Annotated in this window: 25 protein-coding genes and 1 tRNA gene; 21 read left to right on the top strand and 5 right to left on the bottom strand. The window is 67.1% G+C overall.

Features of this window, described 5'->3' with window-relative positions:
• The first annotated feature begins 93 nt into the window (after positions 1–93).
• From prmB to AC5P9P_RS06975, 8 genes are all read left to right on the top strand, one after another.
• Entirely contained in the window at positions 94–1,023 is a 930-nt protein-coding gene (prmB, locus tag AC5P9P_RS07010; RefSeq protein WP_111108566.1) for a 50S ribosomal protein L3 N(5)-glutamine methyltransferase, read from the top strand.
• On the top strand, positions 1,020–2,123 hold the full coding sequence (gene aroC, locus AC5P9P_RS07005) for a chorismate synthase (RefSeq protein ID WP_108270362.1): 1,104 nt from the start codon (positions 1,020–1,022) through the stop codon (positions 2,121–2,123). The genes prmB and aroC overlap by 4 nt, the downstream gene beginning before the upstream one ends.
• Positions 2,116–3,153 carry a 2-hydroxyacid dehydrogenase gene (locus tag AC5P9P_RS07000; RefSeq protein ID WP_495232664.1) on the top strand — a complete coding sequence of 346 codons (1,038 nt, stop codon included), beginning with the start codon at positions 2,116–2,118 and terminating at the stop codon, positions 3,151–3,153. Before aroC ends, AC5P9P_RS07000 begins: the two co-directional genes overlap by 8 nt.
• Before the next feature lie 91 nt (positions 3,154–3,244).
• Entirely contained in the window at positions 3,245–4,273 is a 1,029-nt protein-coding gene (locus AC5P9P_RS06995; RefSeq protein ID WP_005410484.1) for an aspartate-semialdehyde dehydrogenase, read from the top strand.
• Between the two features lie 150 nt (positions 4,274–4,423).
• Complete coding sequence (locus AC5P9P_RS06990) at positions 4,424–6,484, top strand: FimV/HubP family polar landmark protein (RefSeq protein ID WP_495232663.1); 2,061 nt, start codon at positions 4,424–4,426, stop codon at positions 6,482–6,484.
• 26 nt (positions 6,485–6,510) lie between these two features.
• Positions 6,511–6,873, top strand: a complete 363-nt coding sequence (locus AC5P9P_RS06985; protein WP_005410482.1) for a VOC family protein — start codon at positions 6,511–6,513, stop codon at positions 6,871–6,873.
• A 32-nt stretch (positions 6,874–6,905) separates the two neighbouring features.
• On the top strand, positions 6,906–7,676 hold the full coding sequence (gene truA, locus AC5P9P_RS06980) for a tRNA pseudouridine(38-40) synthase TruA (RefSeq protein ID WP_012480891.1): 771 nt from the start codon (positions 6,906–6,908) through the stop codon (positions 7,674–7,676).
• The gene (locus AC5P9P_RS06975; protein WP_005410480.1) at positions 7,673–8,329 is read left to right on the top strand and encodes a phosphoribosylanthranilate isomerase; all 657 of its coding nucleotides are present in this window, start codon (positions 7,673–7,675) and stop codon (positions 8,327–8,329) included. Before truA ends, AC5P9P_RS06975 begins: the two co-directional genes overlap by 4 nt.
• A 23-nt stretch (positions 8,330–8,352) precedes the next feature.
• Here AC5P9P_RS06975 and AC5P9P_RS06970 read toward each other — a convergent pair whose 3' ends face one another.
• Positions 8,353–9,240 carry a LysR family transcriptional regulator gene (locus tag AC5P9P_RS06970; protein WP_495232662.1) on the bottom strand — a complete coding sequence of 296 codons (888 nt, stop codon included), beginning with the start codon at positions 9,238–9,240 and terminating at the stop codon, positions 8,353–8,355.
• Positions 9,241–9,336: 96 nt separating this feature from the next.
• Here AC5P9P_RS06970 and trpB point away from each other — a divergent pair, with 96 nt between their 5' ends.
• The 5 genes from trpB to glmM all read left to right on the top strand — a co-directional run bounded on the left by trpB (position 9,337) and on the right by glmM (position 14,538).
• A complete protein-coding gene (trpB, locus tag AC5P9P_RS06965) occupies positions 9,337–10,554 on the top strand; it encodes a tryptophan synthase subunit beta (RefSeq protein WP_005410476.1) in 1,218 nt (405 codons plus the stop codon).
• Positions 10,551–11,231, top strand: a complete 681-nt coding sequence (locus AC5P9P_RS06960) for a hypothetical protein (RefSeq protein WP_322534848.1) — start codon at positions 10,551–10,553, stop codon at positions 11,229–11,231. The genes trpB and AC5P9P_RS06960 overlap by 4 nt, the downstream gene beginning before the upstream one ends.
• 1 nt (position 11,232) lies before the next feature.
• Positions 11,233–12,042 (top strand): tryptophan synthase subunit alpha, encoded by an 810-nt coding sequence (gene trpA / locus AC5P9P_RS06955; RefSeq protein WP_495232661.1) that lies wholly within the window; start codon positions 11,233–11,235, stop codon positions 12,040–12,042.
• Positions 12,043–12,301: 259 nt separating this feature from the next.
• Positions 12,302–13,177, top strand: a complete 876-nt coding sequence (accD, locus tag AC5P9P_RS06950; RefSeq protein WP_005410473.1) for an acetyl-CoA carboxylase, carboxyltransferase subunit beta — start codon at positions 12,302–12,304, stop codon at positions 13,175–13,177.
• Positions 13,177–14,538 (top strand): phosphoglucosamine mutase, encoded by a 1,362-nt coding sequence (gene glmM / locus AC5P9P_RS06945; protein WP_288469410.1) that lies wholly within the window; start codon positions 13,177–13,179, stop codon positions 14,536–14,538. Before accD ends, glmM begins: the two co-directional genes overlap by 1 nt.
• A 168-nt stretch (positions 14,539–14,706) precedes the next feature.
• On the opposite strand, the gene galE is transcribed toward glmM, so the two are convergent.
• The 4 genes from galE to AC5P9P_RS06925 form a co-directional block, all read right to left on the bottom strand.
• Positions 14,707–15,747 (bottom strand): UDP-glucose 4-epimerase GalE, encoded by a 1,041-nt coding sequence (gene galE, locus AC5P9P_RS06940; RefSeq protein WP_288469408.1) that lies wholly within the window; start codon positions 15,745–15,747, stop codon positions 14,707–14,709.
• A 68-nt stretch (positions 15,748–15,815) separates the two neighbouring features.
• Entirely contained in the window at positions 15,816–16,673 is an 858-nt protein-coding gene (locus tag AC5P9P_RS06935) for a polysaccharide deacetylase family protein (protein WP_005410470.1), read from the bottom strand.
• A complete protein-coding gene (locus AC5P9P_RS06930; RefSeq protein WP_049403604.1) occupies positions 16,666–17,811 on the bottom strand; it encodes a glycosyltransferase family 4 protein in 1,146 nt (381 codons plus the stop codon). The genes AC5P9P_RS06935 and AC5P9P_RS06930 overlap by 8 nt, the downstream gene beginning before the upstream one ends.
• 18 nt (positions 17,812–17,829) lie before the next feature.
• A complete protein-coding gene (locus AC5P9P_RS06925) occupies positions 17,830–19,710 on the bottom strand; it encodes a DUF3413 domain-containing protein (RefSeq protein ID WP_049432028.1) in 1,881 nt (626 codons plus the stop codon).
• Between the two features lie 153 nt (positions 19,711–19,863).
• Between AC5P9P_RS06925 and AC5P9P_RS06920 the strand changes: the two genes are divergently transcribed.
• The 8 genes from AC5P9P_RS06920 to AC5P9P_RS06885 all read left to right on the top strand — a co-directional run bounded on the left by AC5P9P_RS06920 (position 19,864) and on the right by AC5P9P_RS06885 (position 26,082).
• Positions 19,864–20,841, top strand: a complete 978-nt coding sequence (locus AC5P9P_RS06920) for an isopenicillin N synthase family dioxygenase (RefSeq protein ID WP_005410467.1) — start codon at positions 19,864–19,866, stop codon at positions 20,839–20,841.
• Positions 20,842–21,621: 780 nt separating this feature from the next.
• On the top strand, positions 21,622–22,377 hold the full coding sequence (gene tpiA, locus AC5P9P_RS06915; protein WP_033835605.1) for a triose-phosphate isomerase: 756 nt from the start codon (positions 21,622–21,624) through the stop codon (positions 22,375–22,377).
• Between the two features lie 31 nt (positions 22,378–22,408).
• Positions 22,409–22,846 (top strand): preprotein translocase subunit SecG, encoded by a 438-nt coding sequence (secG, locus tag AC5P9P_RS06910; RefSeq protein WP_005410465.1) that lies wholly within the window; start codon positions 22,409–22,411, stop codon positions 22,844–22,846.
• Between the two features lie 51 nt (positions 22,847–22,897).
• Positions 22,898–22,982 (top strand) — tRNA-Leu (locus AC5P9P_RS06905).
• Positions 22,983–23,093: 111 nt separating this feature from the next.
• Entirely contained in the window at positions 23,094–23,450 is a 357-nt protein-coding gene (locus AC5P9P_RS06900; RefSeq protein ID WP_005414075.1) for an NADH-quinone oxidoreductase subunit A, read from the top strand.
• Positions 23,441–23,995 carry a NuoB/complex I 20 kDa subunit family protein gene (locus AC5P9P_RS06895; RefSeq protein WP_005410463.1) on the top strand — a complete coding sequence of 185 codons (555 nt, stop codon included), beginning with the start codon at positions 23,441–23,443 and terminating at the stop codon, positions 23,993–23,995. Before AC5P9P_RS06900 ends, AC5P9P_RS06895 begins: the two co-directional genes overlap by 10 nt.
• 33 nt (positions 23,996–24,028) lie before the next feature.
• The gene (locus AC5P9P_RS06890; protein WP_005410462.1) at positions 24,029–24,778 is read left to right on the top strand and encodes an NADH-quinone oxidoreductase subunit C; all 750 of its coding nucleotides are present in this window, start codon (positions 24,029–24,031) and stop codon (positions 24,776–24,778) included.
• Positions 24,775–26,082 (top strand): NADH-quinone oxidoreductase subunit D, encoded by a 1,308-nt coding sequence (locus AC5P9P_RS06885; RefSeq protein ID WP_033835604.1) that lies wholly within the window; start codon positions 24,775–24,777, stop codon positions 26,080–26,082. The genes AC5P9P_RS06890 and AC5P9P_RS06885 overlap by 4 nt, the downstream gene beginning before the upstream one ends.
• The last annotated feature ends 97 nt before the right edge of the window (positions 26,083–26,179 follow it).

Here is a 26,179-nt window from a genome sequence, read left to right as displayed (position 1 = left end):
ATACCGGCTGCGGCCCGATCGTTTCCGCCGCAACGGATGCCGCCGCGGGCGCCAGCCCCTATAATCGGGGGCCACTTTGCCCGCAGTACCGCCATGACCGCTGAAACGGCCGCCGAACTCCACACGATCATCGATCTGATCCGCTACGGCACCAGCCGTTTCAACGAAGCCGGGCTGACCTTCGGGCACAGCTACGACAATGCACTGGACGAGGCCACCCAGCTGGTGCTGCACAGCCTGCACCTGCCGCACGACCTCGGCCCGGCCTACGGCCAGGCGCGCCTGCTGCAGACCGAGAAGCAGCGCGTGCTGGAGCTGTTCCAGCGCCGCATCGACGAACGCATCCCGGCCGCCTACCTGACCGGTGAAGCCTGGTTCGCCGGCCTGAGCTTCAAGAGCGACAAGCGCGCCCTGGTGCCGCGCTCGCCGATTGCCGAACTGATCGAATGCGGCTTCGAGCCGTGGCTGGCCGGCCGCGATGTCAGCCGTGCGCTGGACCTGTGCACCGGTTCGGGCTGCATCGCCATTGCCATGGGCCACTACTACCCGAACTGGGAAGTGGACGGCGTCGACCTGAGCGACGATGCACTGACGCTGGCCGAAGAAAACAAGGAGCGCCTGCAGGCGCACAACGTCACTCTGCTCAAGTCGGACCTGTTCAACGGCCTGACCGGCCGCCACTACGACCTGATCGTCACCAATCCGCCGTACGTCACCAACGACGAAACCGATGCCCTGCCGCAGGAGTACTCCTACGAGCCGGAAATGGGCCTGCGTGCCGGCGACGACGGCCTCGACCTGGTGCTGAAGATCCTGCGCGACGCCCCGCTGCACCTGAGCGAGGACGGCCTGCTGATCTGCGAAGTGGGCGAATCCGAGCAGCACCTGATCAAGCTGCTGCCGGAAGTCGACTTCGCCTGGATCGAGTTCAAGGTCGGGCAGATGGGCATCTTCGCGGTCGAGTGCCGCGAGCTGATCGCCCACAGCGCGCGCATCACCGAACTGGCGGCGCAGCGCCCGTGAGCTCCAATTCGTTCGGCAAGCTGTTCACCGTCACCACGTTCGGCGAGTCGCACGGGCCGGCCATCGGCTGCGTGATCGATGGCTGCCCTCCGGGGCTGGCGCTGGACGCGGCCGAATTCGCCCATGACCTGCAGCGTCGCGCGACCGGCAAGAGCCGGCACACCTCGGCCCGCCGCGAGGCCGATGAGGTCGAGATCCTGTCCGGCGTGTACGAGGGCCTGACCACCGGCACGCCGATCGCGCTGCTGATCCGCAACACCGACCAGCGCAGCAAGGATTACGCGAACATCGGCCAGCAGTTCCGGCCGGGTCATGCCGACTACAGCTACTGGCACAAGTACGGCATCCGTGACCCGCGCGGCGGCGGCCGTTCCTCGGCGCGCGAGACCACCATGCGCGTGGCCGCCGGCGTGGTCGCCAAGAAGTGGCTGGCCGAGCGCTTCGGCGTGACCGTGCGCGGCTACCTGTCGCAGTTGGGCGACATCACCCCGGCTGGTTTCGACTGGTCGGCGGTGGAAGACAATCCGTTCTTCTGGCCGCATGCCGCACAGGTGCCCGAGCTGGAGGCGTACATGGATGCGCTGCGCAAGTCCGGTGATTCGGTCGGCGCGCGCGTGGACGTGGTCGCCGACAACGTGCCGCCGGGCTGGGGCGAGCCGATCTACGGCAAGCTCGATGGTGAACTGGCCGCCGCGCTGATGAGCATCAACGCGGTGAAGGGCGTTGAGATCGGTGACGGCTTCGCCAGCGCCGCACAGAAGGGCACCGAACACCGTGACCTGCTGACCCCGCAGGGCTTCGCCAGCAATCATGCCGGCGGCATCCTCGGTGGCATCTCCACCGGCCAGCCGGTGGTTGCGTCGATGGTGTTGAAGCCGACCTCCAGCCTGCGCCTGCCGGGCCCGTCGCTGGACACCGCCGGCAACGTGGTCGAGGTGGTCACCACCGGTCGCCACGATCCCTGCGTCGGCATCCGCGCCACCCCGATCGCGGAGGCGATGGTGGCGATGGTGCTGATGGACCAGGCGCTGCGCCATCGCGCGCAGTGCGGCGATGTCGGCACGATCACCCCGCGCATTCCCGGGCAGATCGATGGCTGACACGCGGCCGACCGTGTGGGTGAGCCAGCCGCTGATCGACGCGGCCATCGCGCCGCTGCGCGATCGCGTGCAGCTCCGCAGCACCGATGCGGTCACCGCCTGGTCGCCCGACCAGATCGCCGAACAGCTGGCCGGCGTCGACGGCGCGATCATCACCCTCAACGAGCGCATCGGTGCGGCCCAGGTGGCCGACGCCGCGCAGCTGCAGGTGATCGCCAATGTCGGCGTCGGCTACAACAACCTGGATGTCGATGCGCTCAGCGCAGCCGGCATCCTCGCCAGCAACACGCCGGACGTCCTGACCGAAACCACCGCCGATCTCGGTTTCGCCCTGTTGATGGCGACCGCGCGCCGGATCACCGAATCCGAGCGCTGGCTGCGCGAAGGCCAGTGGCAGCAATGGTCGTTCCAGACCATGCTGGGCGCGGATGTCCATGGCAGCACGCTGGGCATCCTCGGCATGGGCCGCATCGGCCAGAGCATCGCACGCCGCGGTGCACACGGGTTCGGCATGAAGGTGCTGTACCACAACCGTTCGCGGTTGCCGGCCGATACCGAGGCGGCGCTTGGCGCGACCTACGTGGACCTGGACACGCTGCTGGCGGAGTCCGACCACCTGGTCACGGTGCTGCCCTACACCCCGGCCTCGCATCACATCATCGATGCGGCGGCGCTGGCGAAGATGAAGCCGTCAGCCACCCTGGTGAACATCGCCCGCGGCGGCATTGTCGACGAACTGGCGTTGGCCGACGCGCTTGCCCGAGGCCGTCTGGCCGCTGCCGGCCTGGATGTCTACGAGGGTGAGCCGGCGGTGCGCCCCGAACTGCTGGCGCTGCGCAATGTCGTGCTCACGCCGCACATCGGCAGCGCCTCGCTGGCCACGCGCACGGCGATGGTACAGCTGGCCGTGGATAATCTGGTTGCCGGGCTCGGCCTGGACGGCGGCCCGTCGCGCATGCCGAGCGCGATCAACGCTGATGCGGCGATGGCCGCGCGCGTGACGCTGGGCAAAAAAACCGGGAAACGATAGGGAACCTCCGCGCGCCCCGCTTGAGGAGGTTCCCCGAACCCAGCTGTCGTGCGTGTTTCTTCCCCATTCCCGTTTTCGTGAGAGTTCCCCCATGAGCAATGCACAGCGCAGTTTCCACGTCGCCGTCGTCGGTGCCACCGGTGCGGTCGGCGAGACCATGTTGTCGATCCTGGCCGAGCGTGGTTTCCCGGTCGGTACCCTGAGCGTCCTGGCTTCCGAGCGTTCGGCCGGCGGCGAGATCGAATTCAACGGCCAGAAGGTCAAGGTGCAGGACCTGGCCACCTTTGATCCGAGCGGTGTCGAGATCGCGCTGTTCTCGGCCGGTGGCAGCGTGTCCAAGGAATACGCACCGAAGTTCGCCGCTGCCGGTGCGGTGGTGATCGACAACTCTTCGGCCTTCCGTTACGACGATGACGTGCCGCTGGTGGTGTCCGAGGTCAACCCGGAGCAGGTCGCCAACCGTCCGCGTGGCATCATCGCCAACCCGAACTGCTCGACCATGCAGATGCTGGTGGCACTGGCGCCGCTGCACCGCAAGTACGGCATCGAGCGCATCAACGTCTCCACCTACCAATCGGTGTCCGGCGGCGGCCGTTCGGCTACCGAGGAACTGGGCAAGCAGACCGGCCAACTGCTGAGCTTCCAGGAAATCGATCCGCAGCGCTTCCCGGTGCAGATCGCCTTCAACCTGATCCCGCACATCGACGACTTCCAGGACAATGGCTTCACCAAGGAAGAAATGAAGCTGATCTGGGAAACCCGCAAGATCCTCGGCGACGACAGCATCCTGGTGAACCCGACTGCGGTGCGCGTGCCGGTGTTCTACGGCCACTCCGAGTCGGTGGCGATCGAGACCCGCGACAAGGTCACCGTCGCCGAAGCGCGCGCGCTGCTGGAGCAGTCGCCGGGCATCGAAGTGGTGGATCGTCACGAAGCCGGTGGTTACCCAACCCCGGTCACCCACGCCTCGGGCACCGACGCGGTGTACGTCGGCCGCATCCGCGAGGACCTCTCGCACCCGCGCGGCCTGAACCTGTGGATCGTGTCGGACAACGTGCGCAAGGGCGCGGCGTTGAATGCCGTGCAGCTGGCCGAGCTGGTCGCCGCCGAGCAGCGCTGATTACAGCGGTTGCCTCACCGGTAGTGCCGGCCGCTGGCCGGCATTGCCGTGATCCTTGTGCCGGAGTGCACGCCGGCCAGCGGCCGGCACTACCTCAAGGGTCTTTCCGGTGGGTGCGGACCCCGGTCCGCACGCTTTATAGTGTCGCCCATGAATAAACGGGCCAGGGGCGCAAAGCGCCCGCTCCTCTATCTTTCCACCGCGCTGCTGGCCCTGGCCAGCAGTTCGGCACTCGCATTCGGCCTGGGAGACATCCGTGTCCTGTCCAAGCCGGGGCAGCCATTGCTGGCCGAAATCCCGGTGGTGTCGGCGGACCCGTCCGAACTGGAAAACCTGCGCGTGGCGCTGGCCTCGCCGGTCACCTTCGAACGCGTCGGCCTGCAACGGCCGACCGGGCTGGTCAGCGAGCTGCAGTTCGAGCTGACCCGCAATGCGCAGGGCAGGGCGGTGGTGCGCGTCACCTCGCAGGCCCCGGTGGAGACGCCATCGCTGAGCTTCCTGATCGAAGCTGACTGGGGCCAGGGCCGCCTGGTGCGCGAGTACTCCGCGCTGGTCGACGCGCCGTCCAGCGCGCTGGCCGTGGCCGAGCCGGAGATCGTCGCGCCGGCAGGCACGCTCTCCAATACCATCGTGCGCGAACCTGCACCGGCTTCGGCAACGGTGCCAGCGGCAGAGGCGCCCACTACGCCGCCACCTGCGGTGGCGCCTGCACCGGCACGCCCGCGTGCGGCCTCCGCGCCGGTCGCTGCACCGGCGGTCGATGGCAGCGTCACCGTGCAGCGCGGTCAGACCCTGTCGCAGATCGCCAGCGCGGTGGCGCGTGGCAACCAGGTCAGCCGCGACCGCGCGATGATCGCCCTGCTGCGCGCCAATCCCGAAGCCTTCATCCGTGGCAACGTCAATCTACTCAAGCAGGGCGCGGTGCTGCGCATGCCGGGCAGCGATGCGCTTGCCGCTGTCGATGCCGCCGAGGCCGCCGCGCTGGTGCGCGAGCACGCCGCGCAATGGCGGCAGGCGCGCACTGTGCCGCAACCGGCGGGTGCGGTCGCGCCGGCCGCCAAGGCGGCAACCGCGAACGCTTCTTCCCCGGCTGCCGCCAACGGGGCACGACTTGAGATCGCTCCGGCGCTGGCGTCCGACGCCGCGCACGCGGGCACAACCACCGGCACCGCTGCCGGCAGCGAGGGTGACATGCTGGGCAACGAACAACTGCGACAGGCGCGTGAGGACATCGCCACCCGCGATGCCGAGATCGGTGAACTGAAGCAGCGCGTGGCTGATCTGGAGAAGCTGAAGGAGCAGCAGCAGTCGTTGATCGCGATGAAGGACAACGACCTGGCTGCCGCGCAGCAGCGCCTGGCACAGGCGCCGGGTTCCCGTGATGCGGCAACGCCGTGGTACTGGCTGGTGCTGCCGGTGCTGCTGTTGGCGGCGGGCGCGGCCTGGCTGCTGCGTCGTCGCAAGCCGTCGCCGCTGCCGCCGCTGCGTGAGGAAGACGATGCCGCCGGCCTGGCCGCTGCGGTGCCGGCAGGTGCGGCGCTGGATACGCTGGCCGAGCAGTCCTCGTGGTCGCCGGCTGTTGCCGACAATGGTCGCCAGGAACCGGCGATGCCTGCCTGGGCGACCGAAACCGAAGTACACGACGTGGTGGTCGCCGAACCCGTCGCCGAGCACGCGGTGCGGGCCGAATGGCAGGCCGAGACACTGTGCGATGAGGACGCGGTGGCATTGCCCGAAGCGGTGACCGATCTGCCGCGCTGGGACGATTCCGCAACCACCGGCGACGAGGTTGTCGTCGCCGAGCCGCTGCAGGACGAACGCGTTGTACCGCAGGCGCCGGCCGAAGTGGCGGTGCCGGACTACGCACTGCATGCCGAACAGCAGCCGCAGTTCCGCGGAGTGTTCGATCTGCCGGCTGACGCGCATGAGAACGAGGCTCCGGCGGATACCGTACATCCCGAGGCCATCGACAGCATCGACCATGGCAGCGTCGACGCTTCTTATTCCGACGATATCGCGCCGAGCGCGGCCGCGCCCGCCGGCGACGCGGGCTGGTCGCCGCGTGCCGGCCAGGAGCGCCTGGAACTGGCCATTGCCTACCTCGATCTGGGCGACGCGCAGACTGCGCGCACCCTGTTGCTGGAAGTCGCCGAAGGCGGTGACCTGCACAGCCAGGCCCAGGCCCGCGAACTGCTGGCCCGCCTGCCGTGACCGAACCTGCCGACAAGGATCCTGCCATGAGCCGCGAGCGTCGCATCGACTACGTTGAATTCGCTTCCAGCGACCCGGCCGCAAGCCGCGCCTTCTTCGAGAAGGTGTTCGGCTGGTCGTTCGTCGATTACGGCAGCGACTATACGGCGTTCGACGATGGCCGCCTGCAGGGCGGCTTCTTCCGCGGCCAGCCGCAGCGGGCCAGCGACAGCGGCGCACCGCTGCTGGTGCTGTATGCCGACGCACTGGCACCGGTCGAGGCCGCCGTGCGCGACGCCGGCGGCGAGATCGTGCGCCCGGTGTTTTCCTTCCCCGGTGGCAGCCGCTTCCAGTTCGTCGAGCCCGGTGGCAACGAACTGGCGGTCTGGTCCGAACGCGATCCGGCCTGAGCGCCGCCCCATACGCAATATCGAGGTAGCACATGCGTTACGCGCTTGGCGTCGAATACGACGGCAGCGATTTCAGGGGCTGGCAGAACCTGGGCGAGGGCGGTCCCAGCGTGCAGGCCAGCCTTGAGCAGGCCCTGTCGTCGGTGGCTGATACGCCGCTGCAGGTGGTCTGCGCCGGCCGCACCGATGCCGGCGTGCATGGCCAGTGCCAGGTCGTCCATTTCGATACCGACGTGGTGCGCGATCCGCGCGCCTGGATGCTGGGCACCACCACCCGCCTGCCGCGCTCGATCGCGGTGCGCTGGTGCGTGCCGGTGGCCGACGATTTCCACGCCCGCTTCTCGGCACGCGCGCGTCGCTACCGCTACCGCCTGCTCAACCGCGAGGTGCGGCCGGCGCTGGACCGGCAGACCCTCAGCTGGGAGCGCCGGGCGCTGGACGAGACGCTGATGCACGCCGCCGGCCAGGCCCTGATCGGCGAAAATGACTTCAGCGCGTTCCGCTCCGTGCAGTGCCAGGCGCTGCATGCGCGGCGTGAGCTGCAATCACTGCAGGTCAGCCGCCAGGGCGAAGTGATTGAAGTGGCCGTGCAGGGCAATGCATTCCTTCATCACATGGTCCGCAATATCGTCGGTTCGTTGATCCTGGTGGGCAGCGGTGAAAAACCGGTGGAATGGATCGCCGAACTGCTGGCCGGGCGCGATCGCACCGTAGCCGGTCCCACCGCACCGCCGCAGGGCCTGGTGTTCCTTGGGCCCCTGTACCCCGACAACTGGCATCTGCCCGCCGAGGTCACGCTATGAGCCGCTCCTACTACCGCACGCGCATCAAGTTCTGTGGCATGACCCGTGCCGGCGATGTCCGCCTGGCCGGTGAGCTGGGCGTGGACGCAGTGGGTTTCATCTTTGCCCGCGAGAGCAGCCGCCGGGTTGCGCCTGCCGAAGCACGCGCGATGCGCCAGGCGATCGCGCCGATGGTCGATGTGGTGGCCCTGTTCCGCAACAACAGCAAGGAAGAGGTGCGCGAGGTGCTGCGCACGGTGCGGCCAACCCTGCTGCAGTTCCACGGCGAGGAAGACGAGAGCTTCTGCCGCAGCTTCAACATGCCCTACCTGAAGGCGATTGCCATGGGGGGCCGGGAAGAGGTCAATGCGCGGACGTTGCAGCTACGTTACCCCAGCGCGGCGGGGTTCCTGTTCGACAGCCATGCGCCGGGTGGCGGTGGCGGTACCGGCGTGGCCTTCGACTGGGGCCGTATCCCGACCGGCCTGCACCGGCCGTTCCTGCTGGCCGGTGGCCTGAACCCGGAAAACGTCTACGACGCTGTGCTTGCCACGCTTCCCTGGGGCGTGGACGTGTCCAGCGGCATCGAACTGGAGCCGGGCATCAAGGACGGCTACAGGATGCGCACCTTCGTCGAGGAAGTGCGCCGCGCCGACTGCACCGTGCTGGAGTAGGACCGGGAGGCTGCGGCGTCACGTTACCTGAGCTGGCCAGCGACCCAGCCCGCCAGGGCGTCGACGCGTGCGTCGGCCTGGCCATCCGGCCGCGCCAGCACCCAGAAGCCGCCGGTGGCGGTAAATTCCCACGGTGCGACCAGCCGGCCTGCGGCCAGGTCTTCGGCCACCAGCGGCTCCGGTGCGATCGCCGGGCCCAGCCCGGCTACCGCGGCTTCCAGCAGGTAGTACAGGTGCTCGAAGGCGGTGCCCAGCTGCAGCTTCGACACGTCCAGATCGTGCGCCTGTGCCCATGCCGGCCATGCCTGCGGCCGTGAGCTGGTGTGCAGCAGCGTCTCCTGCAACAGCGCCGACGGCGGTGCATGCCGAAGGCGCTGCGCGGCCGGATGCGATGGCGCCACCACCACGCCGACCCGTTCCGGCGCCAGCTCGCGTACCTGCCAGCCTCGTGGCCACGGGCCCTGCGCCAGCAGCAGCACGGCGTCCAGCGCCGCCTGCGCTTCGGTGAAACTGCCATCCAGTGCCGACCACTGCAGGCGCACGCCGGGCAGGGCAGCCTGCAATGCTGGCAGTCGTGGAATCATCCATCGCGCCAGCACGCTGCCACTGCAGCCCAGTACCAGCGCCGGGGCTGCTGCCGGCCGCCGCAGTTCGCGCACGCAGTCTTCGATGCCGCTGAAGGCCTCGCTGCATGCTGCCTGCAGCCGCGTGCCCGCAGCGGTCAGGCGCAGGCCACGGCCGGCCCGCTGGAACAACGCCAGGCCAAGGTGATCCTCCAGCAGCTTCAACTGCCGGCTGACCGCGCCGTGGGTGACGTGCAGGTCCTGCGCGGCGCGCCCAACGCCGCCAAGGCGGGCCGTCGCTTCGAACGCGCGCAGCGCATTGAGGGGAGGCAGCAGGGAACGGCTCATGTGAGATTTCCTGACGATATGCGCCAGATAATATCCATTTTCCGGTCATGACCCGTGCGCTAGAGTATCCACCTGTCTGAACCACCGGTCGTATCCATGTCTGCCTCCCCCATTGCCGACTATCACGCCTTCCCGGATGCCCAGGGCCACTTCGGCCGCTATGGCGGCAGTTTCGTTGCCGAAACCCTGGTCGGCCCGCTGCAGGAACTGGCCCAGGCCTATGACCAGGCGCGCCAGGATCCCGCATTCCAGCTGGCCTATGACCGCGACCTGGCGCACTACGTGGGCCGGCCGAGCCCGATCTATCACGCCCAGCGCCTGAGCGATCACGTCGGTGGCGCGCAGATCCTGCTCAAGCGCGAGGACCTGAACCACACCGGCGCGCACAAGATCAACAACACCATCGGCCAGGCCTTGCTGGCCGCGCGGATGGGCAAGAAGCGCATCATTGCCGAGACCGGTGCCGGCCAGCATGGCGTGGCCAGTGCCACGGTTGCCGCGCGGCTGGGCCTGGAATGCGTGGTGTACATGGGCGCCACCGACATCGAGCGGCAGAAGATCAATGTTTACCGCATGAAGCTGCTGGGCGCGACGGTGGTGCCGGTCACTTCCGGCTCGGCCACCCTGAAGGACGCACTCAACGAAGCCATGCGCGACTGGGTGACCAACGTGCAGGACACCTTCTACATCATCGGCACCGTGGCCGGCCCGGATCCGTATCCGCGCATGGTCCGTGACTTCAATGCCATCGTCGGCCGCGAAGCGCGTGAGCAGATGCTGGCCGAATACGGCCGCCTGCCGGATGCGATCACCGCCTGCGTGGGCGGCGGCAGCAATGCGATCGGCCTGTTCCATGCCTTCCTCAACGACCGCCAGGTCGAGATCGTCGGCGCCGAAGCCGCCGGTGACGGCATCAACACCGGCCGCCACGCCGCTTCGATCGCTGCCGGTCGCCCCGGTGTGCTGCACGGCAACCGCACCTATGTGCTGTGTGACGACGACGGCCAGATCATCGAGACCCACTCGGTATCAGCCGGCCTGGACTATCCGGGCGTCGGCCCGGAGCACGCGTTCCTGGCCGATACCGGTCGCGCACGCTATCTGGGCATCACCGACGAGGAAGCGCTGCAGGCCTTCCACCTGCTGGCGCATACCGAGGGCATCCTGCCGGCACTGGAATCCAGCCATGCGCTGGCGCAGGCGATCAAGCTGGCGCGTGAGCGACCGCGTGACCAGATCGTGCTGTGCAATCTGTCCGGCCGTGGCGACAAGGACGTGCACACCATCGCTGCGCGCGAAGGGCTGGTGCTGTGAGCGCGCGGCTGCGGAACAGCGGGGTGCTTCTGCTGGTGCTGGGCCTGGCCGCGTGCCAGCCGCCGGAACCGCCAGTGCTTGCGCCGGCTGCCAAAGCCACCGCGCAGCCCGCACAGCAGCCGGCCGCCAACGATGACCTCGACCCGATGGCGCGTACGCCGATCGTCGATCCGCCGTCTGCGGAAGAGAGCAACGGCGACAACGCTCCCGCCGTCGCCTCGGTTGCACTGGACCATGCCGGCGAAGTGCTGGTTGGCCAGCACATGGGGGACCTGAAGTCACTGGGGCCCTGGAAGGCACAGGGCGCGAAAGAGTTCTTCGAAGGCGACTGCGAGTACTACGACGGCAGGGGGTTGCCGCCGGGCGTGTCGATGATGACCGACGACGACCGCGTGGTCCGATTTGATCTGAAGCCGGGCGACGACCCGGAGCTGCCGGTTGAACAGCCCGGTCCATTCGGCCTGCGCATCGGCATGACCCGTGCCCAGGCCATGGCGCAGTTCCCGAAGCCGCCGGTATCCAGCCCGCATGCCTACGACGGTGACCAGGGCGAGTACCTCACCTGGCAGGACCCGGGTTCGAACCTGGGCATCCGCCTGGAACTGTTTGAAGGGAAGGTCACCCGGATGTACTGGGGAACCAGCGATGCGATTGAACTGATTGAAGGATGTGCCTGAGATGCCTGTATCCCGACTCGATGCCTGTTTCCAGCGCCTGCGCGAGCAGCAGCGCAAGGCGCTGATTCCCTTCATCACTGCCGGTGATCCCTCGCTGGAGGCCACCGTGCCGGTCATGCACGCGCTGGTTGAGGCCGGTGCCGATGTGATCGAGCTGGGCGTGCCGTTCTCCGATCCCATGGCCGATGGCCCGACCATCCAGCGCAGCTCCGAGCGCGCGCTGGCACGGGGGGCTGGCAGCCGCTACGTCCTGCAGGCCGTGGCGCAGTTCCGCGAGCGCGACGCGCAGACCGCGGTGGTGCTGATGGGCTACCTCAACCCGGTGGAGATCCATGGCTACGCGGCCTTCGCCAAGGCCGCCGTCGACGCAGGCGTGGACGGCGTACTGCTGGTCGACCTGCCGCCGGAAGAAGCGGGTGAAGCGCAGCAGGCCTTCGATGCAGCCGGCCTGGCACTGGTCCTGCTGGCGTCGCCGACCACCAGCGAAGCGCGGGCCGACAAGCTGCTGGCGCTGGCCCGTGGCTACCTCTACTACGTCAGCTTTGCCGGTGTCACCGGCGCGTCCGAACGCCTGGACAGCGATGCCGCCAGTGCCCGCCTGCAGGCCCTGCGCGCGCGCGCTTCAGTGCCGGTGGTTGCTGGCTTCGGCATCAAGGACGCCGCCAGTGCGGCGGCGATGGCGCGCCAGGCCGATGGCGTGGTGGTCGGCAGTGCATTGGTGGCGGCGCTGGCCGAAGCGGGCTCGGCTGAAGAGGCCGCGCAGCGTGCTGGAGACTTCCTGGCCCCGCTGCGGCAGGCGCTGGACGCGTAACGGTCGTGCCGGCCGCTGGCCGGCATCTGCCTGACGGCCACATGCAGTGCTGCCGGCCAGCGGCCGGCACTACCCATGGGTCTGCACGTAGGGGGCTGCCGGCCAGCGGCCGGCATGACCCAGCACCTAAACGTACGTCCCAGCATGGTTTTTTCCGGCGGCTCCGTGGCCGGCAAGGGGGTGCACGGGCAGGGAAAGCGGAGCTAGACTGTCCGCCTTTGCGGCCCTCGGGCCGCCCTGAACGGAAGTGTCCTCCCGCATGAGTTGGCTCAGCAAGTTGATGCCGTCCGGCATCCGCACCGACAACACCCCCAGCAAGAAGCGCAGTGTCCCCGAGGGCCTGTGGGAAAAGTGCAGCAACTGCGGCAGCGCGTTGTACCGTCCGGAACTGGAAGAGAACCTGGAGGTCTGCCCGAAGTGCGGCCACCACATGGCGATTCGCGCGCGCGCGCGCCTGGCCGCCCTGTTCGACGCCGACAGCACTACCGAGATCGGTGCGCGCCTGGGGCCGACCGACCTGCTCAAGTTCAAGGACCAGAAGAAGTACAGCGAGCGCATCAAGATCGCGCAGAAGAACACGGGTGAGTACGACGCGCTGATCGCCATGCGCGGTCTGCTCAAGGGCCGTGCACTGGTGGCCTCGTCGTTCGACTTCGCCTTCATGGGCGGCTCGATGGGCTCGGTGGTGGGTGAGCGTTTCGCGCTGGCCGCCGAAACCGCAGTGGAGATCGGTGCCCCCTACGTGTGCTTCTCGCAGAGTGGCGGCGCGCGCATGCAGGAAGGCCTGTTCTCGCTGATGCAGATGGCCAAGACCTCGGCCGCACTGGGCAAGCTGCGTGAAGCGGGCCTGCCGTACATCTCGGTGCTGACCCACCCGACCACCGGTGGCGTGTCGGCCTCGTTCGCGATGCTGGGCGACATCAACATCGCCGAGCCGCAGGCGCTGATCGGCTTTGCGGGTCCGCGCGTGATCGAGCAGACCGTGCGCGAGAAGCTGCCGGAAGGCTTCCAGCGTTCGGAGTTCCTGCTGGAGCACGGTGCCATCGACCAGATCTGTGACCGCCGCGAGATGCGCGACCGTCTGTCCGATCTGCTGGCAATGCTGGGTCGGCAGCCGGCGCCGGAGGTGGCTTGATGGGTGCCCGCAAGTACTTCGGAACCGATGGCATCCGCGGAAGGGTCGGCCAGGGCGTGATCTCGGCCGACTTCGTGCTGCGCCTGGGCAACGCCCTGGGCCGTGTCCTGGTCGCCCAGCGCGGCCAGGACGGGCGCCGGCCGATCGTGGTGATCGGCAAGGACACCCGCATTTCCGGCTACATGTTCGAAGCGGCGCTGGAGGCCGGCCTGGTCGCTGCCGGCGCCGACGTACAGCTGCTGGGGCCGATGCCGACCCCGGCGGTGGCGTTCCTGACCCGCACGCTGGGCGTGGACGCCGGCATCGTCATCAGCGCTTCGCACAACCCGCATCACGACAACGGCATCAAGTTCTTCTCCGCCCAGGGCGAGAAGCTCGACGACGCCACCGAACTGGCCCTGGAAGCGGCGCTGGACGTTCCGTTCACCACCGCCGAATCGGAGAAGCTGGGCAAGGCTTCGCGCGCGCGCGAAGCGGTCGGCCGCTACATCGAGTTCTGCAAGGCCAGCGTGCCGCGCGCGTTCGACCTGCGTGGCGTGCGCCTGGTGCTGGATTGCGCGCACGGTGCCACCTACCAGATCGCACCGCTGCTGTTCCGCGAACTTGGCGCCGAGGTGATCGGCATCGGTGCCGAGCCCAACGGCGTCAACATCAACGCCGGTGTGGGTTCCACCCATATCGACAACCTGGCGGCCAAAGTCCGCGAGACCCGCGCCGATCTCGGCATCGCCTTCGATGGTGATGGCGACCGAGTGCTGATGGCCGACGACCAGGGCAACCCGGTCGACGGCGATGACCTGCTGTACATCCTGGCCCGCGCCTGGAAGGACGAAGGCCGCCTGCACGGCCCGGTGGTCGGCACGCTGATGAGCAACTACGGCGTGGAGAAAGCTTTCGCCGATCTGCAGATCCCGTTCGTGCGCAGCAACGTTGGTGATCGATACGTGCACCAGGCGCTGGTCGAAGGCGGGGGCGTGCTTGGCGGTGAGGCCTCAGGCCACCTGCTGTGCCTGGACCGGGCGACCACCGGCGACGGTATTGTCAGTGCCCTGCAGGTACTGGTGGCACTGCGCAACGGCGGCCAGACCCTGCGCCAGGCGCTGAAGGGTTTGGAGCGGGTGCCGCAGAAAACGGTCAACGTGCGGTTGGGCAATGTCTCGGCCAAGGCCACGGTGCAGGCCGCCAGTGTGCAGGCCGCGCTGGCGGCCGCGCAGCAGTCGGTGGCCGGCCGCGGTCGCGCGTTCCTGCGCCCGTCGGGTACCGAGCCGGTGGTGCGGGTTACCGTCGAAGCCGATGACGCCACGCTGATGCAGGAGACACTCGATCGCTTGTCCGCTGCGGTGCGCGAAGCCGCTGCCTGAGCAGCGTGGCAATCCCGCGTGTTGCACCCGACATGGCCGCGTATGCGGCCATGTTTTTTTCTGGGAGGGGGACTCAACCGTGCGCGACCCGCGATCGCGTTCAGCTGCGGCTGCGCACCTTGTGACGCGTCGTGTACGGGCGTTTCCGACCGCTGGGTCCTGCCCGCATCAGCGCGCGGGCAGGTGCTCTGGCATTGCACCTTGTGCGGCGCGTGACATCGCCCGCTGCCACTTCCAGGTGTCCCGGCACATGTCGGTGAGATCGTGACGCGCCTTCCAGCCCAGCTCGCGCAGCGCCAGCGAGGCATCGGCGAAGCTGACCGCGATGTCGCCATCGCGCCGCGGTACGATGCGGAACGGAACCCGCACGCCGGTGGTGAGTTCGAAGGCCTGGATCAGTTCCAGCACGCTGTGGCCCTGGCCGGTGCCAAGGTTGAGGGTGATGCTGCGCCGCTGGTCGCGAAGGAACTGCAGGGCCAGCACGTGGGCGCTGGCGACGTCCTGCACATGGATGTAGTCGCGCACGCCGGTACCATCATGGGTCGGATAGTCGTCCCCGAAGACCTGGACCTCCGGCAGCAGCCCGGCGGCGACCTGCGCGATGTAGGGCATCAGGTTGCTAGGCGTGCCATGCGGAAGCTCGCCGATCAGCGCGCTGGCGTGGGCGCCGACCGGGTTGAAGTAGCGCAGCGTCGCGATATGCAGGTCCTGGCCCGTTGCTGCCAGGTCGGCAAGCAGCTGCTCGACCACCAGCTTGGTGCGCCCATAGGGCGTCATCGCACAGGTTGAAGCGGTCTCGGCCACCGGGCAGTGGTCCTGGTTGCCGTACACCGTTGCCGAAGAGCTGAAGACCAGCAACTGCACGCCTGCATCCTGCATGGCACCGAGCAGGGCAATCGAACCGCTGATGTTGCTGTCGAAGTACTGCAGTGGAATCTTCTGGGACTCGCCCACGGACTTGAGCGCTGCGAAGTGCAATACGGCATCGATCGCGTGCTCCTGCATCAAGGCGGCCATGCGCGGCCGGTCCCGGATGTCAGCCTGCACGAACACCGGTGCCGTGCCGGTGATCCGTCCGATGCGCTCGACCACGCTGGCGTCGCTGTTGCACAGCGAGTCCACGATGACCACGCCGTGCCCCTGCTGCTGCAGCTCCACGCATGCATGCGAGCCGATGTAGCCAGCACCGCCGGTCACCAGTGCGTTCATTGCCTTCACTGTTCCTTGGAGTCCATTCGAAAACCGGGTGTTGCCGCGATCAAGATGAACGTGGCCTCCTACGGGCCAGGCACCATCTTCTTCTGCCGCGCCTTGAAGCCGTTGAAGATCGGCGCGATCAACGGGTTGTAGCTCCATGCGATGCGCTTGCGCAGCCAGCTGGCCGGCCGGTTGCGGATCGCGAAGCGATAGATCCGCTCCGGATCGCCGCCAATCACGTTGCGGCCGAAGGGATGGGTGGTGTGCAGGTAGCGGAAGCCCTGTTCGCGTGCCACTTCGATGTAGTCATCGTCGAAGTCACCATAGGGCCAGCACAGCGTATCGGAGACTTCGCCGAGCTTCTCCAGCAGCGTCTGCTTCGCCATGGCCAGGTCGCCGCTGATGCCTTCGCGGCGCTGCGCACGGTCCAGGTCATCGCGCTTGAGCCAACGGGTGTGGCTGTGGGTATGGCAGTGGACCTCGAACGTGCCGGCTTCGATTGCCGCACGCGCTTCGCTCCAGCGCATCATCACTTCGTCGCTGCGGCCCTGCTTGTAGATCAGGTCCTCGCAGGCGCGATGTTCCGGCGTGGCCGGCAGCTCGGCGCCTTCGATGCCTGCATGCGGGCGGATCGGACCTTCGTGCATCCAGCCGGTGACCACGAACACCACCGCATGCATGCCGTATTTCTGCAGGATCGGATGGGCGTAGACCCAGTTGTCCAGGTAGCCGTCGTCGAACGTGATCACGATCGATTTGCGCGGCACCGGCTTCCCGGCGAGAAAGCCGGCGTACTGGTCCAGCGTCAGCGAGGTCCAGCCGGTCCGTGCGAGCCAGGCGATCTGGCTCTCGAAGTTCTCCGGGGATACGGTGATCATTCCCGGCGAGTTGCTGACATGGTGGTGCATCAGCACCGGTACGGTTCTGGCGTTAGCCATGACCCAGCTCCTTCAACCATTGGAGGTAGTAGTTTTCAGTGGCCTCTCCGTGGCCTGCCGCGCTGAACTGCTTGGCGCTGCGGATCCAGTCCCAACCGGCGCGGCCCATCTGCCGGCGACGTTCCTGATCATCCACCAGCAGCCGCAACGCACCAGTGAGGGCGGCGTCATCACCCAGCCGGGTGAGGATGGCATTGCTGCCTTCCACCAGCATTTCAGGCACGCCGCCAACGCGATGCGAGACGATCGGCAGTGCCGCCTGCGCCGCCTCGAGGAACACGGTCCCCGAGGCTTCCTTGTGGGTGGCCAGGGCGAAGATGTCGAAACCGGCCATCAGCCGGTGTGCGTCGCTGCGGAAGCCGAGCAGGTGCACCTGGCGCTCCAGCCCGAGTTCGCTGCGCAGGGCCTGCAGGCGGCCCATGACCGGCTCGCCGTCGCCGACCACGGCCAGGTGCAGGTCGGGATTGGTCTTGCATAGTGGCGCCATGGCGCGCAGCAGCTCGGCATGGCCCTTGGGCCCGCGCAGCACGGCCACGCAGCCGACCACGATGTCGCGCTCGGCGAAACCGAGTTCGGCGCGGACCTGTGCGCGGGTGGCCTGCAGGTTCTCCCAGGGATCGCCCTGCTCGGTCATGCCCCAGCGCGGTGGCGTCGCCATGGGGGGCACGATGCCGATGTGCTCGGCGGCAATGCCGCGGTCGACCAGCAGCCGCTTGACGAAATCGCTGACGGTGATGATCCGGTGCGGAAGACCGGTATAGGTCAGCAACGAATTGACCGGACTCATCAGGTGGCGCGAGCGCACCACCAGTGGCGTGCCGCCCAGGCGTGCGCCGGCCGCGGCGATCAGTGCGTCGCGGCGGCTGGTGGTGTTGACCACGTCGTAGCGTTCGCGGCGTACCAGGCGTGACACCGACCAGATGCCGCGCAGCAGCCGTGCCAGGCCGCCCATGCGCAGGGTATGCACGGTGAAGCCATCGTCGCGCGCGAGCTGGGCCAGGCGGGCATCGGGCTGGCACAGCAGCGACACCTGGTGCCCACGCGCACGCATCACCTGCATGTGGCGGAAGATGTAGATCTCCTGGCCGCCCATTCCCCGGGCAGCTTCGGTATGCAGGATCCGCAGCGAGCGTTTCATGGAATCCATCCTCTGTGGTCAGCGGTTGCGGAAGCGGGTCAGCGCTTCCCATGCGGTACGGACGGCGCCGGCATCCGGTGCCTGGCGCGGCAGCGGGCGGTAGTGCCGGTCGAGCGCGGTGGCGTTGCCGAACTTGTCGAACACGTAGATGGCATCGCCATGGCGGACGGCGCGTTGTGACCAGCTTTCCACCACCAGTGCGCGCTCGCCTGCGGGTTCGGCCAGCAGATCCTGGCCGGTGCTGAAGTCGCTCAGTGCGTTCTCGCAGCCCAGGGCGTGGCGCATCAACGTCGGCACCCAGTCCTCATGTGAACTGGTGCGTGTCTCATGGCCGCTGGGCTGGCCGGGCCAGTGCAGCACGAACGGTACCTGCAGCTGGTAGTCGGAGAAGTTGCCGTTGTGGCCCCAGTAGTTCAGCTTCAGGTCGTTGAACTCCTCGGCGTGGTCGCCGGTGACCAGGACGATGGTGTTCTGATCCAGGCCCTGCGCGCGCAGATCGTCCAGCAGGGTGCCGACGAGGCTGTCGGCGTAATGCACGGCGGTCCGGTAACGGTTCAGTTCCGGGGCCGGGTCGTGGTCCGGACCGAACCTGAGGAAGTCGATTTCCTGCGCCATCGGGGTCGCCAGCGGCGGGTAGCCTGCGGGCACGTGGTAGGGCGCATGGGTGGAATCGAGGAAGACGAAGCCGAACCACGGCGTGTGCGCTGCCTGGCTTGCACGGATGTCCTTCTGAAGCGAGGCCACGATGCTGCTGTCACGGCCTTCCGAACCCAGACCGGGCGGGCCCTGGTGCAGCTGGTCGCGGACGTCCGCAAATGCAGTGCGGTCGAATTCCGGGCTGTACATCGGCGCGCTGCCGTACAGATGCAGGTCGTACCCCTGCTGGCCCAGCACCTTGAACAGCTGTGAGCCGCGCTGTTCGTCAAGCATGCTTTGCCAGTAGCCGCCCGGCAGGCCGTAGAGCAGGCCGAACAGGCCATAGCGGGTGGCGTTGCCCGTGCTGAAATGGCGGTCGTAGACACGAGCGGAGGCCGCCAGTGCCGAGGTGTTCGGCATGATCTGCGGAGTAAGCGCATCGTGGCGCAGCGATTCCAGCACGACCATCAGTACATTGGGCCGCTGTGGGCTCTGGCAGCGCAGTGGCTGCAGCGGATACAGCAGCTGCGCATGGCGAGGATCGGGCAGGCCGACCTGCTGTTCACTGACCACGCCCAGCCTGCGCATGAAGCTCTTGGCGGTGATCGGCTGGGCCCAGGGCAGGTAGTTCCACTGGGCAATCACGTCACGGTCGCCGCGTGCGTCGTAGTAGGCGGTGGCCACCTGGCCGCTCGCCATCAGCAGGGCGACCACCGCCCAGGCCTGCAGCACCCTGCGCCGGCGGGGCGCGGCCGGCAGCAGCTTCCAGCACGCCCAGGCCAGGATGCCCTCGGCGGTGAAAATGGCCGCCACCAGCAGGCCGACCTGCACCCAGGTCTTCCACGACAACGCAACCTGGTCCTGCAGGGCGCCGCCGAACACCATGTTCAGGACCATGGCATTGAGGTGGAAGCGGTACAGAGTGAACACCTTGGCGTCGACCAGCAGCAGGCACAACCACAAGCCCTGCAGCAGTACCGCACTGATGCTCAGCGTGCGCGCGCTGCGCGGCCACAGGCCCAGCAGCAGTGGCAGCGCGCCGGCCAGCGCGCCGAAGGCGAGCAGGTGCCCGGGCAGGGCAATCGCGAGATAGGCCAGGCCCTGGTGGCCGCCCGGGTTGTCGTACAGCGGCACGTTGCCGAGGGTGATCATCGTCGCCAGCAGCGCATTGCCCAGGACGAACAGGGACCACCACGCAAGCCGGCGCCAGCGAAGGGCAGGGCCCGCAGAGGGAAGGGCGATGGCGGCTGGGGCGTCGGGCATGGTGCGTCGGGTCGGGGAGGCGCGGTCGGGGCTTGCGCTGCCAACGTGATGGATTCGTTAAATTATGCGCAGGTCGCGCATTGTATCGATTTGTTTCCGAGGATCGAGTAGCGTCCGCCGGGTGATCTGTCACAATGTTCAGGCGGGCCATGAATGCGCAGGCCCCCCAGACCCAATGACAAGCCAGGAATTGCTGTGAGCCAGATCCCCACCCTCGACATCACCCGTTTCGACAGCGACCGCGAGGCCTTCGTGGCCGAGCTGGGCGCGGCCTACCGCCAATGGGGATTCGCGGGCATCCGCAACCACGGCATTCCGCAGGCCGACATCGACGCGGCCTACGATGCCTTCAAGGCCTTCTTCGCCCTGCCGGAAGAGGTCAAGCGCAAGTACCACGTGGCCGGCAGCGGCGGCGCCCGCGGCTATACCCCGTTCGGCGTGGAAACCGCGAAGGGCTCCAAGCACTTCGACCTGAAGGAGTTCTGGCACATCGGTCGTGAAATCGCCGACGACTCCAAGTACCGCGACGTGATGGCACCGAACCTGTGGCCGACCGAGGTCGAGGGCTTCCGTGAGCGCGGCTACGGCCTGTACCAGGCGCTGGACAACCTGGGTTCGCGCGTGCTGTCCGCGCTGGCCCTGCACATCGGCCTGCCGGAAGACTTCTTCGCCGACAAGACCAACTTCGGCAACTCGATCCTGCGCCCGATCCACTACCCGCCGATCACCACCGACGACATCCCGAACGTGCGTGCCGGCGCGCATGGCGACATCAACTTCATCACCCTGCTGGTCGGCGCCAGCGCCGCGGGCCTGGAGGTGCAGTCGCATGAGGGCGAGTGGGTGCCGTTCACCTCGGACGCGGACACCATCGTGGTCAACATCGGCGACATGCTGCAGCGCCTGACCAACCATGTGTACCCGTCGACGATCCATCGCGTGGTCAACCCCCCGGGCGAGCTGGCCCGCCAGCCGCGTTACTCGGTGCCGTTCTTCCTGCACCCGAACCCGGATTTCCTGATCGACGTGCTGCCCTCGTGCATCACCCCGGAGAATCCGAGCCGGTACCCGGAGCCGATCACCGCCCACGGCTTCCTCGAGGAGCGCCTGCGCGAGATCAAGCTGAAGTAAAGAAAAGTGAGGCCGCCGAAAGGCGGCCTTTGTCTTTGCAGGGTTGCACCCTGCACCCGCGGTAGTGCCGGCCGCTGGCCGGCAAGTCCAAAGCCAAAGCGGCTCTGGGTTTCTGCGTGTTGGGCGGGGCGGTGTGGGTTGGCAGGACACGCCGTGAACCCCCAGACCGGCCCAGCCGCTGGCGGCTGTGCGTTCGGGCGCTTGCGAAGCAGTGCTTCGCAAGCAAAGCGCCCTCACCCCTGGGGGCTCGATGGCGCCATCCATGGCGCCAACGGTCCTGCCAACCCACACCTCCCCGCCTTCGACAGTTTCCCGGTGACGGTGGGTAAATCGCGATTCCCGGTGGGTGTCGACCTTGGTCGACGCGGTAGATCCACGCCATGCGTGGATGAGATATCTCTGTTCGAAGTGGGGTAGGGGTTGGTCCAGCCAGCAGCAACCCGGAATGCAGCTTTTGCCTTTGCTCTTGCTCTTCTTTTTTCTTTCCGTGGCGGGCGGAACCGCCGGACTGTGTCAGAGGCCGGGCGGGTGGGGATGGCGGGGGTGTCCGCGGCATGGATGCCGCGGCCAAGCCCTCAGGGACGGGTTTACGGCGACCCCCGGCATCCCCACCCGCCCGGCCAAGCTCACCAATCCAACCGGTGATACGCGACCGAACCCGCCCCCCGTCACGAGGGGCTGCGCCGTTGGCTGAAAATCCATGTAACCGCTTACAAGGAAACGGATTTTTGCCGCAGCAGGTATCATGACCGGCTGACTTCATACAGGAGCCACCCGCTCATGCGCCGCAAGATCGTCGCCGGAAACTGGAAGCTGCATGGCAGCCGTCAATTCGCCAATGAACTGCTGGGGCAGGTGGCTGCCGGGCTGCCGCTGGAGGGGGTGGACGTGGTGATCCTGCCGCCGCTGCCGTACCTGGGGGAGCTGGTCGAGGACTTCGGCGAGACCGGCCTGGCCTTTGGCGCGCAGGACGTGAGCAGCAACGAGAAGGGCGCCTACACCGGCGAGGTCTGCGCGGCCATGCTGGTCGAGGTCGGGGCCCGCTATGGCCTGGTCGGCCATTCCGAGCGCCGCCAGTACCACCACGAGAGCAGCGAGCTGGTCGCGCGCAAGTTCGCCGCCGCCCAGCACGCCGGCCTGGTGCCGGTGCTGTGCGTGGGCGAGACCCTGGAACAGCGCGAGGCCGGGCAGACCGAAGCGGTCATCGCCAGCCAGCTGGCACCGGTGCTGGAGCTGGTCGGCGCGGCCGGTTTCGCCCGGGCCGTGGTCGCCTATGAGCCGGTCTGGGCCATCGGTACCGGCCGTACCGCCACCAAGGAGCAGGCACAGCAGGTGCACGCGTTCATCCGTGGCCAAGTCGCGCGTATCGATGCTAGAATCGCTGATTCACTGCCCATTGTTTACGGCGGTAGCGTGAAGCCCGACAATGCCGGGGAACTGTTCGCGCAGCCGGATGTCGATGGTGGGCTGGTCGGCGGCGCCTCCCTGGTGGCCGCGGACTTCCTGGCCATCGCAAGGGCGGCGGCCGCGAACTAATCCTAGAAGTATTGTCCGAGGGCGGTTTCCAATGCTGATGTTGATCCTCAATGTCGTCTACGTGCTGGTCGCTGTGGCCATGATCGCGCTGATCCTGATGCAGCGTGGCTCGGGTGCGGCGGCGGGTTCGGGCTTTGGTGCCGGCGCCTCGGGTACGGTGTTCGGTGCGCGTGGCGCCTCGAACTTCCTGTCCAAGTCGACCAAGTGGCTGGCCGTCGTGTTCTTCGGCATCAGCCTCTTCATGGCCTGGTATGCCGGTCATGGCAGTCGTCCGGCGGCCGACCAGGATCTGGGCTTGATGTCCGCTCCGGCGGCGGTCGCTCCGGCGGCTCCGGCAGGCGAATTGCCGGCCGTTCCGAAGGCTGATGCGGTCCCGGCCGCCCCGGTTCCGGCCGCGAATGTGCCGGCTCAGGCGGAATCTTCGGTTTCTGGTGAAGAAAAGCCTTCGGAAGGCTCCCAGAAACACTGAAGCCGGTTACAATACGCGGCGCATCGGGAAGATAGTCTGATGTGATCGTTTGCCCAGGTGGCGGAATTGGTAGACGCACTACCTTGAGGTGGTAGCGACTTAGGTCGTAGGGGTTCGAGTCCCCTCTTGGGCACCATTTGTAAGTAAAGCGGGTTCACCTGGCGCGCAAGGCGCCAGGTAGATTCCCGTCCACTCCCCCATGCCAAAGCGCCTGCAGGCGCAGCGGCAGAGGCAAGAGAGAATCGCTGTGCTGGCCGAATATTTGCCGTCTCTGCTGTTTCTGATCGTTGCCACCGGTATCGGCATTACGCTGATGCTGGTTGGTCGATTCCTCGGTCCCCGCCGCCCCGATCTGGAAAAGCTGTCGCCGTACGAGTGCGGCTTCGAGGCCTTCGAAGACGCGCGCATGAAGTTCGACGTGCGCTACTACCTGATCGCGATCCAGTTCATCGTCTTCGACCTGGAAATCATCTTCATCGTGCCGTGGACCCAGGTCTTCATGGAGCTGGGCGCGCGTTCGCTCGTCACCATGGGTCTGTTCGTCGGCATGCTGTTCCTCGGTTTCATTTACGTCTGGAAGAAGGGAGCGCTGGAATGGGAGTGATTCAGACTCTCGATGGCCTCATGAACAACCCCACGCCGGAAGGCCGGGTTGATGACATCCTGCGGCCGGAAGGCGACAACCCGCTGCTGGAAAAGGGCTTCGTCACCACCAGCGTCGATGCACTGCTGAACTGGGCGCGCACCGGCTCGATGTGGCCGATGACCTTCGGTCTGGCCTGCTGCGCGGTCGAGATGATGCACGCCGGCGCCGCGCGCCTGGACCTTGACCGCTACGGCGTGGTGTTCCGCCCGTCGCCGCGCCAGTCCGACGTGATGATCGTGGCCGGTACCCTGGTCAACAAGATGGCCCCGGCGCTGCGCAAGGTCTACGACCAGATGCCGGACCCGAAGTGGGTCATCTCGATGGGTAGCTGCGCCAATGGTGGCGGCTATTACCACTACTCCTATTCTGTCGTGCGCGGCTGTGATCGCGTGGTGCCGGTGGACGTCTACGTCCCGGGTTGCCCGCCGACCGCCGAGGCGCTGGTGTACGGGATCCTGCAGCTGCAGAAGAAGATCTGGCGTACACAGACCATCGCCCGCTGACCCCTTCACCTGACAAGAGCGCGCCAAGCCCCCATGGCAGAGCAAGCATCCTTCATCGACCGACTCTCCGCACGTTTCGCTGGTGCGAAGGTCATCGTGGTCGAACCCCGCGGCGAAGTGACGCTGGAAGTGCCTGCCGCCGAGTGGCACGCCACCGCCCTGGCGCTGCGTGACGAGTTTGGTTTCGAGCAGGCCGTGGATCTCTGCGGCGTCGATTACCTGGGTTATGGCTCCGACGAATGGGACACCGCCGACGTGTCCTCGCAGGGCTTCAGCCGTGGCGTCGAAGGCAAGGCCCAGGGCCGTTTCGCGTGGGGTGAGTTCCCCACCGAGGAGAACGGTGCCGACGGTGCCCGCCCGCAGCACATGCCGACCCAGCGTTTCGCCGTGGTCGCCCAGCTGCGCTCATACCAGCACAACCTGATGATGCACCTGCGCTGCTTCGCCCCTGACGAAGCACTGCCGGTGGTGTCCTCGCTGACCGGCATCTGGCCGGGCCTGAACTGGTTCGAGCGCGAAGCGTTCGACCTGTACGGCGTGATCTTCGAAGGCCACCCGGACCTGCGCCGGATCCTGACCGACTACGGTTTCGTCGGCCATCCGTTCCGCAAGGACTTCCCGCTGATCGGCAATGTCGAAGTCCGCTACGACGAAGAAAAGAAGCGCGTGATCTACGAACCGGTCACCTCGGTGGAGCCGCGTGTCGGCGTGCCGCGCGTGATCCGCGACGACGCCCGTCTGCAGACCGCAGAAGGTGAGCGCGCGCAGGAGGCAGTGAAGTGAGCCACGTACACCAGGCCGGCGAAGCATTCGCCAGCAACGCCGCTGAAAGCCGGCAGGAAATCCGCAACTACACCATGAACTTCGGCCCGCAGCATCCGGCCGCTCACGGTGTGTTGCGCCTGATCCTGGAAATGGACGGCGAAACCATCATGCGCGCCGACCCGCACGTGGGTCTGCTGCACCGTGGTACCGAAAAGCTGGCCGAGTCCAAGCCGTTCAACCAGTCGATCGGTTACATGGATCGCCTGGATTACGTGTCGATGATGTGCAACGAGCACGCCTACGTGCGCGCGATCGAGACCCTGATGGGCATCGAGGCGCCGGAGCGTGCGCAGTACATCCGCACCATGTACGACGAGATCACCCGCATCCTCAACCACCTGATGTGGCTGGGCTCCAACGCGCTCGACCTGGGTGCGATGGCGGTGATGCTGTACGCCTTCCGCGAGCGCGAAGAGCTGATGGACTGCTATGAAGCAGTCTCCGGCGCACGCATGCACGCGGCGTACTACCGTCCGGGCGGTGTCTACCGCGACCTGCCGGACCACATGCCAAAGTACAAGGAGTCGCGCTGGCACAAGGGCAAGGCGCTGAAGCAGCTCAATGCTTCGCGCGAGGGCTCGCTGCTGGACTTCCTGGAGAACTTCACCGTCGAGTTCCCCAAGCGCATCGACGAATACGAAACCCTGCTGACCGACAACCGTATCTGGAAGCAGCGTACCGTCGGCATCGGCGTGGTGACGCCGGAACTGGCGCACCAGTGGGGCATGACCGGCGTGATGCTGCGTGGCTCGGGCGTCGCCTGGGACCTGCGCAAGAAGCGCCCGTACGCCAAGTACGATGCCGTCGATTTCGACATCCCGCTGGGCAAGGAAGGCGACTGCTACGACCGCTACCTGGTCCGCGTTGCCGAAATGCGCGAGTCCAACCGCATCATCAAGCAATGCGTGGCATGGCTGAAGGCCAACCCCGGCCCGGTCATGGTCAAGAACTTCAAGGTCGCTCCGCCCAGGCGCGAGGACATGAAGGACGACATGGAAGCGCTGATCCACCACTTCAAGCTGTTCAGCGAAGGCTACTGCGTGCCGGCCGGCGAGACCTACTCGGCGGTGGAAGCCCCGAAGGGCGAGTTCGGCTGCTACCTGGTCTCCGATGGCGCCAACAAGCCGTTCCGCGTGCACCTGCGTGCGCCGGGCTTCGCCCACCTGTCCTCGATCGATTCGGTCGTGCGCGGCCACATGCTGGCCGACGTGGTGGCGATGATCGGTACCTACGACCTGGTGTTCGGCGAGGTTGACCGGTAATGCCGTCCGCCACGCCAACGCCCGCTGCAGGCAGCCGGCGCAAGCCGGCGCCGCAGTTTCTGGAATTTCACGTTATGCATTTCGCTGAGGTCGGCCG

Source organism: Stenotrophomonas sp. YJH_SMC_14-1 (genome assembly GCF_059372275.1).
The sequence above is the reverse complement of the archived record's forward strand: the minus strand, read 5'-3'. Positions and strand labels throughout refer to the sequence as shown.

Coding starts and splice junctions, on each gene's coding strand:
- AC5P9P_RS06930 (WP_049403604.1), bottom strand. CDS start 17,811: ATGAAACGCTCGCTGCGGATCCTGCATACCGAAGCTGCCCGGGGAATG.
- AC5P9P_RS06925 (WP_049432028.1), bottom strand. CDS start 19,710: ATGCCCGACGCCCCAGCCGCCATCGCCCTTCCCTCTGCGGGCCCTGCC.
- AC5P9P_RS06895 (WP_005410463.1), top strand. CDS start 23,441: ATGGGAGTGATTCAGACTCTCGATGGCCTCATGAACAACCCCACGCCG.
- AC5P9P_RS06890 (WP_005410462.1), top strand. CDS start 24,029: ATGGCAGAGCAAGCATCCTTCATCGACCGACTCTCCGCACGTTTCGCT.
- galE (WP_288469408.1), bottom strand. CDS start 15,747: ATGAACGCACTGGTGACCGGCGGTGCTGGCTACATCGGCTCGCATGCA.
- tpiA (WP_033835605.1), top strand. CDS start 21,622: ATGCGCCGCAAGATCGTCGCCGGAAACTGGAAGCTGCATGGCAGCCGT.
- trpB (WP_005410476.1), top strand. CDS start 9,337: ATGTCTGCCTCCCCCATTGCCGACTATCACGCCTTCCCGGATGCCCAG.
- AC5P9P_RS06995 (WP_005410484.1), top strand. CDS start 3,245: ATGAGCAATGCACAGCGCAGTTTCCACGTCGCCGTCGTCGGTGCCACC.
- AC5P9P_RS06990 (WP_495232663.1), top strand. CDS start 4,424: ATGAATAAACGGGCCAGGGGCGCAAAGCGCCCGCTCCTCTATCTTTCC.
- AC5P9P_RS06975 (WP_005410480.1), top strand. CDS start 7,673: ATGAGCCGCTCCTACTACCGCACGCGCATCAAGTTCTGTGGCATGACC.
- AC5P9P_RS06935 (WP_005410470.1), bottom strand. CDS start 16,673: ATGGCTAACGCCAGAACCGTACCGGTGCTGATGCACCACCATGTCAGC.
- accD (WP_005410473.1), top strand. CDS start 12,302: ATGAGTTGGCTCAGCAAGTTGATGCCGTCCGGCATCCGCACCGACAAC.
- AC5P9P_RS06920 (WP_005410467.1), top strand. CDS start 19,864: ATGCGCAGGCCCCCCAGACCCAATGACAAGCCAGGAATTGCTGTGAGC.
- AC5P9P_RS06985 (WP_005410482.1), top strand. CDS start 6,511: ATGAGCCGCGAGCGTCGCATCGACTACGTTGAATTCGCTTCCAGCGAC.
- truA (WP_012480891.1), top strand. CDS start 6,906: ATGCGTTACGCGCTTGGCGTCGAATACGACGGCAGCGATTTCAGGGGC.
- prmB (WP_111108566.1), top strand. CDS start 94: ATGACCGCTGAAACGGCCGCCGAACTCCACACGATCATCGATCTGATC.
- secG (WP_005410465.1), top strand. CDS start 22,409: ATGCTGATGTTGATCCTCAATGTCGTCTACGTGCTGGTCGCTGTGGCC.
- AC5P9P_RS07000 (WP_495232664.1), top strand. CDS start 2,116: ATGGCTGACACGCGGCCGACCGTGTGGGTGAGCCAGCCGCTGATCGAC.
- glmM (WP_288469410.1), top strand. CDS start 13,177: ATGGGTGCCCGCAAGTACTTCGGAACCGATGGCATCCGCGGAAGGGTC.
- AC5P9P_RS06970 (WP_495232662.1), bottom strand. CDS start 9,240: ATGAGCCGTTCCCTGCTGCCTCCCCTCAATGCGCTGCGCGCGTTCGAA.
- trpA (WP_495232661.1), top strand. CDS start 11,233: ATGCCTGTATCCCGACTCGATGCCTGTTTCCAGCGCCTGCGCGAGCAG.